Below are 13665 nucleotides of genomic sequence, written 5' to 3' on the forward strand. Positions count from 1 at the left end.
CTCTTTCAACAAAGAAAATGGCGCATTCATTGGCACACCAACGGCCCGATCAGCGGCACGTCCTGTTGTTGCTCGTCCATGTCGAATGTGGCCTGGCAGCTCTGGCCTTCGCCCAGGGTGACCTGCAGCGTGTTATGGGCGCTGAGGTTTTCCAGGTAGACCAGGCCATCCCAGCCCACCACCGCCTGGGTGTTGCTCTGCTCATGCACCACCAGGCTGCCCAGCGGCAATTGCTGATGCTGGCGGTCCACCAGGGTGATGCTCGCGGCAAGCACCCGTCGCAATGGAAACTCCAGCAGGTAGCCGCTGCCCCGACGCACCGAGACCCGCTGCTCGACATTCTGGCTCTGGATATTGGGCGGCAGGTTCAGCGGATCGATCTCGTATTTGGCGCGGTAATACGCACTGCTCCATGGCACCAGCAGGTGGCCATGCCGATCGGTCTGGCCGACCAACTGGTTCTCGTAACGCACCGGAATCCCGGCGAACCCCTGGGTGCTCACCACCACAAACGCGTCGTTGATGCGGTTGGCGGCAAACACGTTGCCACCCATCCAGACAAGTGAGCCGCTGGCGTCCGCCCAGCGCGTTTCGGCATCGCTGCTGCCGTACACGCCGGCCTGCAACTGCACCGACTGCAAGCGCCAGGTCAGGTCGGCCTGGCGATAGGTCGGGCCATCGCCCTGCGCATACCCGAGGTTGTAGCCCACCCCGCCTTCGCTGGGCACTGCGCTGCTGTAGTTGAGGCGCTGGCGACTGGCGCCGTCCTTGCTGCGCTCGGTGCTTACCGCCAGGCTGCCATTGAGGTCGAACGGAATCACCAGTTGCGCCTGCATGGCCCAGTTGCTGTCGCCGATCTCGCGGTTGGCCGACAGGTAAAAGCTGGTGTTGCGCCACAGCGGTTTGCTCCAGCTCAGGTTGAGCAGCCGCGTGCGCGAATCGTCCGCCGCCTGCACATCGAAATAGCCCACGCCCAGGCTGCCGAAACGCTGCAGATTGAGGCTCAGGGTGACCTGCTCGCTGCGCTTGCTGAGGCTGGCGTAGGGCGTGTCGACCAGGGTCAGGTCGGCATACTCGTCGCGGCGCTCGACCCGTTGGTACGACAGGCTGTAGCGCGTGCTGTTGTACTGGTAACCCAGGCTCAGTTGCTGGCCGCCGCGGCCGTCGAATCGGCTTTGACTGATGGCGGTATTGAGCACGCCGAAGTTGCCCAGGCGCAGGTTGCCGCCAAGCCCGCCAAGGGTAAGGTTGCTGGACGCTTCGGCATGGCTTTCCAGGGTCACATTGTCGGAGTAGCCATAGCGAAAGGTGCCGCTGGCCACGCCCGACCCGTAGCCGAAATCGCGCAGGGCATAATCGCGACGCAAGGTGCCGGCGGCGACCGAGAAGTCGCTCAGGCCCTGTTGCAGCAGCGTGCTGGTGACGTAGAACGGCACCGTGGTCGACACCTGCCGGCCCAGTGCATCGGTGGTAACCACCACGGCTTCACCGGCGCCATTGATGAACGGAATGTTGGTGAGGGTGTAGGGCCCGGGTTGCAGCAGTGCGCTTTCGGATTTGTAGCCGTTGATAAACAGATCCACCGACGACGGCACCGCCGCCTCCCCGGCAAACTGCGGCAAGGGATAGGTGACCAGGTCCGGGCGCACCGCAAAGTCCCGCGACAGCTGCACCCCGCCCAGGCGCACCGAGCTGCTCCAGGGCAGCGAGCCGCTGATCACATCGCCCGCCTCATAGGTGAGCAAGCGCTCATCATCGGAAAAGCGCCAGGTGGTGTCGTAACGCCGGTAACCGTTATTGAGTGTGCTGTCGCTGATGCCGCCGGCCAGGGTCTGACGAAACTGCCCGGTGGTGGACAAGGTGCCCCAGTTGTCGAACAGCCGCACCTCGTTCCAGGCGGCCAGGTAGCTGCCGCCTTCATCGGTATCGTTGAAATAGACATCGTAGTTGAGCAACGCGCCGAAACTGCTCATGGCCTGGGTGCGCGGGTAGGTGCTGCGGTTGCCGATGAACTGCTCCTGCAGCCAGGACGGTGGCACATCCAGCAGCAGGCGCTGGCCGGTGCTGTCGTAGTCGCTGTGCAGGCCGGGCACCGTATCCAGAGCCACGCTGGGCCCGAAGTCACCGGGCAGGGTCATGCCCACCTCCTGCAATGCACCGGCGGGCACGAAAAGCTGCCCGGCACGCTGATCCACCGCGATCACACGTCCGGTGTCCATCTGGTTGACCACCAACTGCAGAAACAATTGGGCATCGGCGACCGCCTCCATGCTGCTCGGCGGCGGCGGCAGCTCGCCCGCCACCGCTGCGCCCCACAGCCCGCCAGCCACGGCCATCGACAGCCATATGCCGCGAGTCTGACCACAGCTCACCATGGCGTTGTGTCCTTCAATGGACATCTCCCTCCTGTTAACACCCGGGCAACCGCCCGTCCCGCTGCTTCACGCCTACCGCTTGGGCGCCAGGCTCTCCAGTTGCGGCGCACCGTTGATCCGTACCTGTAACGGCTGGTCGGCCGACACGGCGTCCGGCACCGGCCAGCGCATGGTCGCGCCGGGCAGCACATAGCCGAGCAAACCATCGACCAGCGGCCGGGTCTGCCCGTTCTGCTTGAAGGAAGCGTCAGTGAGCCGCGCATGCACGGCGCCCTGGTTACGCACTTCGATGTAGCTGCGCCCGGCCACATTGACCTTGTGCCAGCTCAGTTCCGGCTTGCCCGCGCCCTTGGGGTCACGCTGGCGGGTCGCGTCTTCCTTGCTCCACAGGCCCGCGCCGTAGGCAAACAACGGCACCGAATAGCGCATCTGAAAGCGAATCGCCGCTGCGGTGTTCTTGCCTTCCGGTGGCGCGGGCACCTGCAGCGCGGAGGGGATTTCATCGATGATGATGCGGTAGGCCTGCTCCTGCCCCGGCGGTACCTCCTTGGTGCGGGTCAGCCGCACCAGTTGCTTCTGGCCGGGCTCGATCCTTGCCACGGGCGGGCTGCCGATCACATCGCGCTGGTTCTGGTACTGCTCGTCGAAGTTCTGCTGGCTCCAGGCAAACACGCGCACCTGCAGGTTGGCGGTCTCGGTGCCACGGTTTTCCAGCCACAGTGCGCTGGCCTGCTGATCGGCCTCCAGCACCGGGTCAATCGGCCAGATCAGCACTGAGCTTGCGGCCTGCACAAGCCCGCTCAGGCCCGCGGCAAGCAAGGCAATGCCCACGGCGCACAAGCGCCGGGAAGGTGAACGCATAAAACCACTCCTCATACTCAAATCCCTACCAAGACAGCTGCACCTGCAACGTGTCGCTGTACGTCCCATTCGGCTGATTGCCCGGCAGTACCACCCGCCCGTAGATCGGCAGACGGATGTTGTTTGCATCGCTGTAGCTCACGCTGACGCTCTGGCTCACGCCCAGGCTCTGGCTGAATGCGGCATCCCGAAATAACTGGTAACCCACCTGCGCACTGCCGCTGCTGTGCTTGAGATTGCGCCCGCTGGTGCTGTGCAGCCCGCCGTCGACGCTCACGCTCAGTGCCACCCCTGGCGTGCATTGCAGGGTGATGCCACCGGTCATGGCCGCTGTCACGGTGCTGGTGGCCAGGGCGGAATAGCTGCCGTAGTTCAGCGAACCGTAATTGACCCCGCCGCCCACGATCAGGCAGCCCGGCGTAATGGTCGCGCTCACCTGGAAGCTCTGGTTGGTAACCGCCGACAACGGCAACGGCAGCGCCAGCCCGAAGGCCAGCAACGCTGTGCGCCACATGGTCAGAACGTCAGTTCAACGGCCACCGTGTCCGTGTAGGTGCCCGCCGGCAACCCTGGTTTGCCGACGGCCCGACCGTACAGCGCAACGGTTTGCGCTACACCGGTGCTGGCGGCCAGGGTCACCACACCGTCAATCGCCAGCAGCGCGGAGTGCCCGCTGTCGGTGTAGAAGTCGTACGGCACAAAGTTGCCGGCGCCGTCGGCCAGGGCGCGGGTGCCGCCCGGCGAGGCGCCGTCATGGGCGCCGGCGCGCACCTTCACCGCCGGCGTGGTGCCGGCCGAACACAGGATCGACAAGGCTCCGCCGGTACCGGTGCCGCCCAGCAGTTGGGCGTCGGCATTGGTGAACAGGCTGTTGATGGTGCCGAAGTTCAAGGCACCGAAATTCAGCCCGGTTGCGGCACCGGAGCCGTTGACCTGACAGCTGGCGATCAACGTCAGGCTGGAGGTGATCTGCCCGGTGACAGTGGTCGCCGCGTTCAGGCTGGAGGCCATCGCCAGGCCCAGGGCGCAGACGCCGATTCGCGATAAAAGTGGGTGCATGAGAGTCATCCTTTGGGTTTACCAATCCAGTGTCACGGTCAATGTGTCGGTGTAGGTTCCTGCCGGGAGGGCGATGGTATTGGCCACCACGGCGCCCCACACCGGGATGGTCATTTGCGTGCCATTGCTGGCGACGAAACTGCGTTGCTCGCCGATGCTGTACGGAATACGCCCGAGCGGGTCGGCCATCAGGTGGTAAGCGATTGTCTGGCGCCCGTTGCTCAGGCGCCGGGTGGTGCCGACGGCATTGGTGCCGCCGTCGATGGTCACGGTGAAACTGGCGACCGTCGGGTTGCAGGCGACCATCAACGGCGCGTTATCGCCGGCCGACATGCCGGCCGCCAACGGGTTGCTCCAGGTGGGCCCCTGGCTGCCGAAATCCAGCATGGCGGTGCCGCCGGTCGGGCTGACGGGGGCCACGTCCGTGCCTTTGCTCACCTCGCAACTGGCGGTGATCACCATGCGCGCCTGGATAAAGCCGCTGGCCACCGCCGCCCGGGCATCCGGCGCCAGCAACCACAGGCCGCCCATGGCCATCAGGGTCAAACGACGGCCTACCACGTGACCGTCACCTTGAGCAGGTCGGTGTAGCGGCCGACGGCGGGAATGTCCTTGAGCGGTTCGATGCGGCCGTAGAGCGGCAGGTCGACCGAGCCGCTTTCTGGCACGCGGCCGCTGACCGGCACGTTCACCGGCAACGGGATCAGCCGCGCGGCGTCCGCATAAATACGATAGGGAATGGGTGTGCTCGAAGAGGTGGCATTGCCCAGATAACGCACTTCGCCAGTGCCACCGTGCAGGCCGCCGTCTACGCGCATCTGATACGGCGTGTCGGGGTTGCACTCAAGGCGCGGCTGGCGCTGGCTGATCAACGCCGCACTCAGCGGCCCGGCCGGGTCGTCCAACCGCGGGCCGCTGCCAAAATCCAGCACGCCAAGCTGCTCCACACCCGCACTGCGCGTGGTGCCTACCAACTGGCAACCGCGCTGCACGTCGATACGCACCACAACCTGAAGTTGCGCCGCATAAACCGTGTTGCAGAGCATTGCGCCCATGATTGCCAATACCGCTCGTCCCTTCACAGCACCAAATCCTTATGCGCGGGTGACACCTGTGTATGAGGTTAGCCACTCGGGCGGAATCTGCCAGTCGAGGCAGGATTTAGCCTGGATCATGGCTTTTCGAGACTGCAGCGGTCGCCTAAAGTAGGCCACCACCGCACCCTGGAGTGACTTGTATTGGCCGGTTCCCTGATTCGTCGCCTGCTCGGTAAAAAAACCGACACCCGCACCGACGTATCCATCGCGATGTTCTTTCAGACAAAAGCCGCGCAGCAGGGCTATACCCTCAGTGCCGGCCAGACCCGGGCGATTGCCGCCATGCACCGCGAGACCACGCACCTGCTCGCCGGCCGGCCTACCCGCAGCCTGTATCTGCACGGTCCGGTGGGGCGCGGCAAGAGCTGGTTGCTCGACGGTTTTTTCCAGGCGTCGCCGTTGGCCGAGAAACAGCGCGTGCACTTCCATGAGTTTTTTAGCCGCCTGCACCAGGGCATGTTCCGGCACCGCGCGCAGGACGACGCCCTCGCCGTGACCCTGGATGAATTACTGGCCGGCTGCCGGGTGCTGTGTTTCGACGAGTTCCATGTGCACGATATCGGCGATGCCATGCTGATCAGCCGGCTGTTCAAGGCGCTGTTCCAGCGTGGCGTGCTGGTGCTGGTGACGTCCAACTATGCGCCCGAAGGCCTGCTGCCCAACCCGCTGTACCATGAGCGCTTCAAGCCGGTGATCGACCTGATCGCCGCGCGCATGGAGGTGCTGGAAGTCAGTTCACCCGAGGATTTTCGCAGCCTGCCCCAGGCTCACGCGCAACAGCGTTTTACCAGCGGGCACTACGTGTGGCCGGGCACCCCGGCGCAACGCGAGGCGCTTGGCCTGCCCGGGCCGGACGCCGCCGAGCACAGCCTGACGGTGGGCAACCGGCAGTTGACGTGTCGCGGCCATCAGGCGCGCACCATCGCCTTCACGTTCGCCGATCTGTGCGAACAACTCACCGCCGTGATGGACTACCTGTTGCTGTGCCAGGACTATGACCATTGGATCATCGACGGCCTGCCCCACCTCGCCGACTGCCCGATTGCCGTGCAACAGCGTTTTATCAATCTGGTGGACGTGCTCTACGACCGTGACAAACAGCTGACGCTGATCGGTGAACAATCACTGGCACAGGCCATGAGCGGCCAGGCCATCGACCTCGCGCGCACCGCCAGCCGTCTTGGGCAATTGCAACAGGCGTGCCCGCAACCTGCGCCCGAGCCGCTATCATGAGCACCTTTTTACGCCCCCTTGCCGAGTGACCGCGCTGTTCATGAATACCCTCGCCCAACTCAAGGCCGGCCAATTGGCCGGTGCCACGCGCCTGGACCTGTCCTGCGGGCTGACCGAATTCCCCCGGGAAATCTTCGAACTGGCCGACACCCTGGAAATCCTCAACCTCACGGGCAACGCCCTGAGCAGCCTGCCCGACGACCTGCACCGGCTGACGCGCCTGCGCGTGCTGTTCTGTTCGGACAACGCCTTTACCGAGCTGCCGGCGAGCCTGGGCCACTGCGCGACGTTGAGCATGATCGGCTTCAAGGCCAACCAGATCAGCCATGTGTCGGCCGCCGCGTTGCCACCGCAATTGCGCTGGCTGATCCTCACCGACAACCGCATCAGCCAGTTGCCCGACGAGTTGGGCCAGCGACCGCTGCTGCAAAAACTGATGCTGGCCGGCAACCGGCTGGCGCAATTGCCCGAGAGCCTGGCCAACTGTCAGAACCTCGAATTGATCCGCATCGCCGCCAATCGCCTGACCCACCTGCCGCGCTGGCTGCTGACGCTGCCCAGCCTGACCTGGCTGGCCTACGCCGGCAATCCGGTGGAAATGGCAGCGGACCTCGCAAGCGAGGACGCGACGCCGAACATTGCCTGGACCGAACTGGCACTGGGCGAGGTACTGGGTGAAGGTGCGTCGGGGATCATCCGCCAGGCGCTGTGGACCCCCCAGGCGCTGCCGGTGGCGGTGAAACTCTACAAAGGCACGATCACCAGCGACGGCTCACCGTTGCACGAAATGCAGGCCTGCATCGCCGCCGGCCTGCACCCCAACCTGATCAAGGTGCGCGGCCGCGTGGTCGGCCACCCCGATGAACAGGCTGCGCTGGTGATGGACCTGATCGAGCCGAGCTACCGCAACCTCGCTGCCCTGCCGAGCCTGGCGTCCTGCACCCGCGACATCTACGCGCCCGCCACCCGGTTCAGCCTCGACGTGGCACTGCGCATGGCGCGCGGTATCGCCTCGGTGGCGGCGCACCTGCACCGGCACGGCATCACCCATGGCGATCTGTACGGCCACAATATTCTGTGGAATGAAGCCGGGGAGTGTCTGCTGGGGGACTTTGGTGCCGCGTCGTTCCACGCCATGGCCGACACGCTGGAGACCCGGGCCTTGCAGAGGATTGAAGTGCGAGCGTTCGGCGTGTTGCTGGGGGAATTGCTGGAGCGGGTTGACGGCCAGGTGAGCGACGAACTGCTGGCACTGCACAAAAACTGCTGTCAGCCCGATGTGCTGGCGCGGCCCGGCTTCGAAGACATCGAAGCCCTGCTCGATGCTCTCCAACACCGCTAAACAACGGTGCCTCTGTGGCGAGCGGGCTTGCCCCGCGTTGGGGTGCGAAGCGCCCCCAATCAAAGAAAACGCTGTGTGCCTGACAGTGCTCAGCGCATGGTTTTGGGGCTGCTGCGCAGCCCAACGCGGGGCAAGCCCGCTCGCCACAAAGCCCGCTCGCCACAGGAATGTGGCTGCCTGAAACTTCAGGTCTTAAAATCAATAAGTTATTTTGTGTTGGATAAGAGGGAGCAAGCTCCCTCCCACATTGGGTCTGCGTTTTTCCAGTGATCAGCCTGCCAAACCGACAAACATGTCCTGCACATCGTCGTGGTTATCCAGGCCTTCGAGGAACGCTTCGACCTCGGCCATCTGCTCATCGCTCAACCCGGTCACCGGGTTCTTGGCGATATAGCCCAGCTTGGCCGACAGCACGGTGAAGCCTTGCTCCGGCAGCGCTTTCTGCACGGCGTCCAGGTCGGTGGTCTCGGTGATAAACAGGCTGGAGCCTTCTTCTTCACCCTCTTCAAAATCCTGGGCACCGGCTTCGATGGCAGCCATCTCGGGATCGGCGTCCGGGCTGTCCGGCGAGGCTTCGATCAGGCCGACATGGTTGAAGTCCCAGGCCACCGAGCCGGATGCGCCCAGTTGGCCCTTGCGGAACGCCACGCGGATTTCCGCCACGGTGCGGTTGATGTTGTCGGTGACGCATTCGACGATCAACGGCACCTGATGCGGGGCAAACCCTTCGTAGGTCACGCGGTGGTACTGCACGGTTTCACCGAGCAGGCCGGCGCCCTTCTTGATCGCGCGCTCCAGGGTTTCCTTGGGCATCGAAGCCTTTTTGGCCTGCTCCACCACCAGACGCAGGTGGGCGTTGGTGGCGGTGTCGGCGCCGTTGCGCGCGGCAATGGTGATTTCCTTCACCAGCTTGCCGAAGATCTTGCCCTTGGCATTGGATGCCGCTTCTTTATGTTTGACTTTCCACTGTGCGCCCATGACTCACTCTCTAACTGTCCATGGCGCCGAAACGTCTACTGGCCGGCGCTTTGGGGGCAGAGTTTATAGCGCAGCCACGCTTCCTTCCAGCAAAAAACCCTCAGGGCGCCAACTCGAAAACCGCCTGGATCATGCGCTGCGAGCGCCGCCGTTGCAGACAGCCGAGCAAGTGCCGGTTGACCAGGCCATCGCCCTGGATCGGCACCGCGCGCACCCGCGGGTCGGGGCTGACTTCAATCGAGGACACCACCCCGACGCCCAGTTCGGCCGCGACCGCTTCGGTCACCGCTTCACGGCTGTCCAGTTCCAGCAACACCCTGGGCTGCACATCGGCCGCCCGGCAGGCGTCGTCAAAGGTGCGCCGGGTGATGGAGCCAGGCTCGCGCAGCACCATGATCACGTCATGCAACTGCCTGAGCGCAATACCTTCGCGCAGGCTCGCCCACGGGTGCGCCGCCGGCACCAGTGCGCAAATGCGCGACTCACTCAAGGGTTGCAGGTGCACGCCATTGCGCGGCGCCACTTCGGTGAGCACGGCCACATCCGCGTGCTCGGCCAACAGCGCTGCCAGGGTTTCCTGGGCATTGCCCAGGCGCAGGTTCACGGTGATACCCGGATAGCGCGCACGCAGGCTGGCAATCATCGGCATCACCAGGTGCGGGCCGTCCGCCGCGACTTCCAGGCGTCCGCTGAGCAGTTGGCGATTGGCCTCCAGCAGGGTCTGCGCTTCGTCCACCAGGCCGAAGATCGCCCGGGTGATTGCCGCCAGGCGCGTGCCCTCTTCGGTCAATTCCACCCGTCGTGCGGTGCGGCGCAGCAGTGGAATCTGATAGTGCTCTTCCAGCGCCTTGATGTGCCCGGTCACCGCCGGCTGGCTGATAAACAGCCGCGCCGCCGCCCGGGTAAAGCTGCCCTCGCGAGCCACGGCGTCAAACGCACGCAATTGAAACAGATTCATGATTATCGGCCTCACTGATGGCTCGCATAACAACAAACAATTTGATTGATGACAAGCCAAACTGCAATTTAGGCGCCGTAGCTTTCACACCAACGCCTCGCGAGAACCTGAAATGACCACTGCCGCGCCGCTCCTGCTGACTCCCGGGCCCCTGACCACCTCGCTGCGCACCCGCCAGGCGATGCTGGAAGACTGGGGCTCATGGGATGCGCGCTTCAATCAACTCACCGCCAGCGTCTGCGCCCGGCTGCTGACGATTCTCAACGGTGCGGACAGCCACCATTGCATCCCCCTGCAGGGCAGCGGCACCTTCGCCGTCGAAGCCGCCATCGGCACGCTGGTGCCCCGCGACGGCAAGGTGCTGGTGCTGATCAACGGCGCCTACGGCAAGCGTCTGGCGAAGATCTGCGCGGTGCTCGGGCGCACGTTCAGCACCTTCGAAACCGCCGAGGACGCCCCCACCACCGCCGCCGATGTGGACCGCCTGCTGCACGCCGACAGCCGCATCAGCCATGTCGCCCTGGTCCACTGCGAAACCAGCACCGGCATCCTCAACCCGCTGGCGGAGATTGCGCAGGTGGTTGAGCGCCACGGCAGGCGGCTGATTATCGACGCCATGAGCTCGTTCGGTGCGCTGCCCATCGATGCTCGCGAAATACCCTTCGACGCGCTGATCGCAGCCTCGGGCAAATGCCTGGAAGGCGTGCCGGGCATGGGCTTTGTGTTCGCACGGAAAGCTGCGCTGGCCGCAGCCCAGGGCAACAGTCACTCCCTGGCGATGGACCTGTTCGACCAGCACAGCTACCTGGCCAGCACCGGCCAGTGGCGCTTCACCCCGCCGACCCACGTGGTTGCCGCCCTGCATGAGGCGCTGCTGCAATTTGACGAAGAAGGCGGCCTGCCCGCCCGTCACCGGCGCTACGCCAGCAACTGCCAGGCGCTGCTGGATGGCATGGCCGCCCTGGGCCTGCGCAGCTTCCTGCCGGCCGCCATCCAGGCACCGATCATCGTCACCTTTCACGCCCCGCAAGACCCGCGCTATCGGTTTCAGGACTTCTACGAACGGGTCAAGGCCCGCGGCTTCATCCTGTACCCCGGCAAACTGACCCAGGTGGAGACGTTTCGCGTCGGCTGCATTGGCCACGTCGACGCCGCGCACATGCAAGCAGCGGTCACCGCGATCGGTGAAGCGCTTCTACTAGACACCAGCCTCCACAGGACTTGAACCATGCAGTATCAAAACCCCAACGCTTTGCAAGCCGTGATCCTCGACTGGGCCGGCACCGTGGTCGATTTCGGCTCGTTCGCGCCCACGCAGATTTTCGTCGAAGCCTTCGCCGACTTCGGCGTGCAGGTGTCCATCGAAGAAGCCCGTGGCCCCATGGGCATGGGCAAGTGGGACCATATCCGCACCCTCTGCAACCAGCCGGCGGTGGCCGAGCGCTACCGCCAGGCGTTCGGCCGCACGCCTACCGATGCGGACGTGACCGCGATCTACCAGCGCTTCATGCCGTTGCAGATCGAAAAAATCGCCGAGCACTCGGCGCTGATCCCGGGCGCCCTCGATACCATTGCGGAACTGCGTGCGCAGGGCATCAGAATCGGCTCCTGCTCCGGCTATCCCCGGCAGGTCATGGACAAGGTGGTCGCCCTGGCGGCGAGCAACGGTTATGTCGCCGACCACGTCGTGGCCACCGATGACGTCCCCAACGGCCGCCCGTGGCCAGCGCAGGCCCTGGCCAACGTGATCGCCCTGGGCATTGACGATGTGGCGGCGTGCGTGAAGGTCGATGACACCGTGCCGGGCATCCTCGAAGGCCGTCGCGCCGGCATGTGGACCGTGGCGCTGACCTGTTCCGGCAATGCGCTGGGCCTGACCTACGCGCAGTTTCTGGCCCTGGACAGCGCCACGCTCACCACCGAGCGCAAGCGTATCGAAGCGATGTTCGCCGGCTCGCGCCCGCACTACCTGATCGACACGATCAACCAGTTGCCGGCGGTGATCGCCGACATCAACCGGCGCCTGGCGCGCGGTGAGATGCCCCAGGGCGCCTGACGCAAATAAGGAAAACGGCATCCCGGACGCGCGCCGCGGCTGAATCAGGCATACAGTAAACAGACTCCGTCGCCAAAGAACGGAAACATGCCCTGATGAGTGAGGAAACCAGCGATGCCGTGGAAAAATTCCGATACGCGCTACAGCACCATGTCGATTGCGCTGCACTGGTTGATGGTGGTGCTGCTGGCGGTGGTCTATGCCTGCATCGAATTGCGCGGGCAGTTCCCCAAGGGCAGCGGCGCACGCACGCTGATCGTCGAAATGCACTTCATGTTCGGCCTGACCGTGTTTGTGCTGGTGTGGCTGCGATTGTTTGCGCGCAGCCTGGGGGTTGCGCCAAAGATCGTCCCCGCCCCGCCGCTATGGCAGCGTCTGCTGGCCAGGCTTACGCACACCGCACTCTATGCGCTGATGATCGGCATGCCGATCGCTGGTTGGCTGATCGTCAGCGCCGAAGGGCACTCGGTGATGTTCTACGGGATGGAATTGCCGCCGTTGATCGCCGAGAACAAGGCATTGGCCAAGGAGATCGAGGGCTGGCACGTACTGTTCGGGCAGATCGGCTACTGGCTGATCGGACTGCATGCGCTGGCAGGGATTTTTCACCATTATGTGATGCGCGATAACACGGCGTTGCGAATGCTGCCAGGCAGGCGGCAACCGGTTGAGTGACACACCGCTGTCGGGAGCATGAGCGATTTCAGGCAACCACACTCCTTTGACGAGCGGGCTCGCCACAGAGGCTCCGGTTTGTTGCGCCACATTGCCAGGCAGAGCCTCCCGCAGGGTGTCGCATCAGGGATTGAATCCGCGGCGGCCCTGAAGGCCGCCGGTGTGGATGAAGATCAGGCGGGTGCCGGGGGCGAAGCGGCCGGCCTCGATCTGCTGTTTCAGCGCCAGCAGCGCCTTGCCGGTGTAGAGCGGCTCCAGCGGCAGGCCGCATTGCTGTTGCGCGGCGTCAATAAACGCCAGCAACAACGGGTCGACGTTGGCAAAGCCGCCCCTGCTCGCGTCCAGCAGTTCATAACCTTGCGCCACGATTGACTGCACAGTGCGCGCCACACCGTGGCCATCCGGCACGGCCAGTGCGCCGTACACCGGATGGCCGCCCGCCTCGGCCAGCACCAACCCCGCCAACGTGGTGCCGGTGCCGGCGGCCAGCCACCAGGCGTCATAGTCGTCCCAGCCCAGCGCATTCAACTGCGTACGCGCCTGTTCGACCAATACCCCACATCCCAACGCCCCGGTCAATCCGCCACCGCCCTCGGGCACCGCATGCAGGTGGGGATAGTGCTCATGCCACGGTTCCCAGAACCGCGGTTCGTGACGCGCACGATAGCCGCCATACCCCAGCCAGTGCAGGTGCATGCCGAACGCTTTGAGGTCGAGCACCGTGGGCGTGTGCTGCGGGTGACCGCGCAACAGGCCGACCGTGGCAAAACCGAAGCGCTGGCCTGCCGCCGCCAACGCGTGCAGATGGTTGGAGTAGGCACCGCCCAGGCTGATGATGCCGCTGGCGCCGGCCTGCCGCGCCTGGGCCAGATGCCCACTGAGCTTGAACCATTTGTTGCCGCTGATCAGCGGGTCGATCAGGTCCAGGCGCAGCACCGCAAGCTCAACGCCGCGCAGCCAATCAAGCTGCACGGGTTCAAGGGGCGCGTGGGGGAGCCAGTCGAAGGGGGCCATCCGAGTGGCACCTGCGC

The 13665-nt window shown here is 64.6% G+C and carries 14 protein-coding genes; 5 read left to right on the plus strand and 9 right to left on the minus strand.

All coding sequences use genetic code 11. From position 1 onward, the window contains the following. Nucleotides 1-26 precede the first annotated feature (26 nt). The 6 genes from RHM60_RS06530 to RHM60_RS06555 form a co-directional block, all read right to left on the minus strand. Entirely contained in the window at nt 27-2336 is a 2310-nt protein-coding gene (locus RHM60_RS06530) for a fimbria/pilus outer membrane usher protein (protein WP_322214583.1), read from the minus strand. 111 nt (nt 2337-2447) lie between these two features. Continuing rightward, complete coding sequence (locus RHM60_RS06535) at nt 2448-3236, minus strand: molecular chaperone (protein WP_209982972.1); 789 nt, start codon at nt 3234-3236, stop codon at nt 2448-2450. A 25-nt stretch (nt 3237-3261) separates the two neighbouring features. Further along, nucleotides 3262-3750: a spore coat U domain-containing protein gene (locus RHM60_RS06540; protein ID WP_057007578.1), complete on the minus strand. Its 489-nt coding sequence runs from the start codon at nt 3748-3750 to the stop codon at nt 3262-3264. A 2-nt stretch (nt 3751-3752) separates the two neighbouring features. Continuing rightward, nucleotides 3753-4295 (minus strand): spore coat U domain-containing protein, encoded by a 543-nt coding sequence (locus tag RHM60_RS06545; protein ID WP_322213995.1) that lies wholly within the window; start codon nt 4293-4295, stop codon nt 3753-3755. 18 nt (nt 4296-4313) lie between these two features. After that, nucleotides 4314-4856, minus strand: a complete 543-nt coding sequence (locus RHM60_RS06550) for a spore coat U domain-containing protein (RefSeq protein WP_322213996.1) — start codon at nt 4854-4856, stop codon at nt 4314-4316. Beyond that, nucleotides 4850-5341: a spore coat U domain-containing protein gene (locus tag RHM60_RS06555; RefSeq protein ID WP_209990411.1), complete on the minus strand. Its 492-nt coding sequence runs from the start codon at nt 5339-5341 to the stop codon at nt 4850-4852. The genes RHM60_RS06550 and RHM60_RS06555 overlap by 7 nt, the downstream gene beginning before the upstream one ends. 192 nt (nt 5342-5533) lie before the next feature. Here RHM60_RS06555 and zapE point away from each other — a divergent pair, with 192 nt between their 5' ends. Both zapE and RHM60_RS06565 read left to right on the plus strand, forming a co-directional pair. Next, on the plus strand, nt 5534-6625 hold the full coding sequence (gene zapE / locus RHM60_RS06560; protein ID WP_322213999.1) for a cell division protein ZapE: 1092 nt from the start codon (nt 5534-5536) through the stop codon (nt 6623-6625). Nucleotides 6626-6665: 40 nt separating this feature from the next. Beyond that, entirely contained in the window at nt 6666-7967 is a 1302-nt protein-coding gene (locus tag RHM60_RS06565) for a leucine-rich repeat-containing protein kinase family protein (protein WP_322214000.1), read from the plus strand. 270 nt (nt 7968-8237) lie between these two features. Here RHM60_RS06565 and RHM60_RS06570 read toward each other — a convergent pair whose 3' ends face one another. Beyond that, nucleotides 8238-8945: a YebC/PmpR family DNA-binding transcriptional regulator gene (locus RHM60_RS06570; RefSeq protein WP_322214001.1), complete on the minus strand. Its 708-nt coding sequence runs from the start codon at nt 8943-8945 to the stop codon at nt 8238-8240. 100 nt (nt 8946-9045) lie between these two features. Continuing rightward, the gene (locus tag RHM60_RS06575) at nt 9046-9903 is read right to left on the minus strand and encodes a LysR substrate-binding domain-containing protein (RefSeq protein ID WP_322214002.1); all 858 of its coding nucleotides are present in this window, start codon (nt 9901-9903) and stop codon (nt 9046-9048) included. 112 nt (nt 9904-10015) lie between these two features. Between RHM60_RS06575 and RHM60_RS06580 the strand changes: the two genes are divergently transcribed. The 3 genes from RHM60_RS06580 to RHM60_RS06590 all read left to right on the plus strand — a co-directional run bounded on the left by RHM60_RS06580 (nt 10016) and on the right by RHM60_RS06590 (nt 12634). Further along, complete coding sequence (locus RHM60_RS06580; RefSeq protein WP_322214003.1) at nt 10016-11128, plus strand: 2-aminoethylphosphonate--pyruvate transaminase; 1113 nt, start codon at nt 10016-10018, stop codon at nt 11126-11128. Nucleotides 11129-11131: 3 nt separating this feature from the next. Then, nucleotides 11132-11959 (plus strand): phosphonoacetaldehyde hydrolase, encoded by an 828-nt coding sequence (phnX, locus tag RHM60_RS06585; protein WP_322214004.1) that lies wholly within the window; start codon nt 11132-11134, stop codon nt 11957-11959. A gap of 114 nt (nt 11960-12073) precedes the next feature. Then, entirely contained in the window at nt 12074-12634 is a 561-nt protein-coding gene (locus RHM60_RS06590; RefSeq protein WP_209982989.1) for a cytochrome b, read from the plus strand. A gap of 123 nt (nt 12635-12757) precedes the next feature. On the opposite strand, the gene RHM60_RS06595 is transcribed toward RHM60_RS06590, so the two are convergent. Beyond that, the gene (locus RHM60_RS06595) at nt 12758-13648 is read right to left on the minus strand and encodes a 1-aminocyclopropane-1-carboxylate deaminase/D-cysteine desulfhydrase (RefSeq protein WP_322214005.1); all 891 of its coding nucleotides are present in this window, start codon (nt 13646-13648) and stop codon (nt 12758-12760) included. Nucleotides 13649-13665 lie beyond the last annotated feature (17 nt).

It is taken from the genome of Pseudomonas sp. MH9.3 (genome assembly GCF_034354675.1).
Taxonomy (GTDB): domain Bacteria; phylum Pseudomonadota; class Gammaproteobacteria; order Pseudomonadales; family Pseudomonadaceae; genus Aquipseudomonas.

Coding starts and splice junctions, on each gene's coding strand:
- RHM60_RS06530 (WP_322214583.1), bottom strand. CDS start 2,336: ATGGCCGTGGCTGGCGGGCTGTGGGGCGCAGCGGTGGCGGGCGAGCTG.
- RHM60_RS06535 (WP_209982972.1), bottom strand. CDS start 3,236: ATGCGTTCACCTTCCCGGCGCTTGTGCGCCGTGGGCATTGCCTTGCTT.
- RHM60_RS06540 (WP_057007578.1), bottom strand. CDS start 3,750: ATGTGGCGCACAGCGTTGCTGGCCTTCGGGCTGGCGCTGCCGTTGCCG.
- RHM60_RS06545 (WP_322213995.1), bottom strand. CDS start 4,295: ATGCACCCACTTTTATCGCGAATCGGCGTCTGCGCCCTGGGCCTGGCG.
- RHM60_RS06555 (WP_209990411.1), bottom strand. CDS start 5,341: ATGCTCTGCAACACGGTTTATGCGGCGCAACTTCAGGTTGTGGTGCGT.
- RHM60_RS06565 (WP_322214000.1), top strand. CDS start 6,666: ATGAATACCCTCGCCCAACTCAAGGCCGGCCAATTGGCCGGTGCCACG.
- RHM60_RS06570 (WP_322214001.1), bottom strand. CDS start 8,945: ATGGGCGCACAGTGGAAAGTCAAACATAAAGAAGCGGCATCCAATGCC.
- RHM60_RS06575 (WP_322214002.1), bottom strand. CDS start 9,903: ATGAATCTGTTTCAATTGCGTGCGTTTGACGCCGTGGCTCGCGAGGGC.
- RHM60_RS06580 (WP_322214003.1), top strand. CDS start 10,016: ATGACCACTGCCGCGCCGCTCCTGCTGACTCCCGGGCCCCTGACCACC.
- phnX (WP_322214004.1), top strand. CDS start 11,132: ATGCAGTATCAAAACCCCAACGCTTTGCAAGCCGTGATCCTCGACTGG.
- RHM60_RS06590 (WP_209982989.1), top strand. CDS start 12,074: ATGCCGTGGAAAAATTCCGATACGCGCTACAGCACCATGTCGATTGCG.
- RHM60_RS06595 (WP_322214005.1), bottom strand. CDS start 13,648: ATGGCCCCCTTCGACTGGCTCCCCCACGCGCCCCTTGAACCCGTGCAG.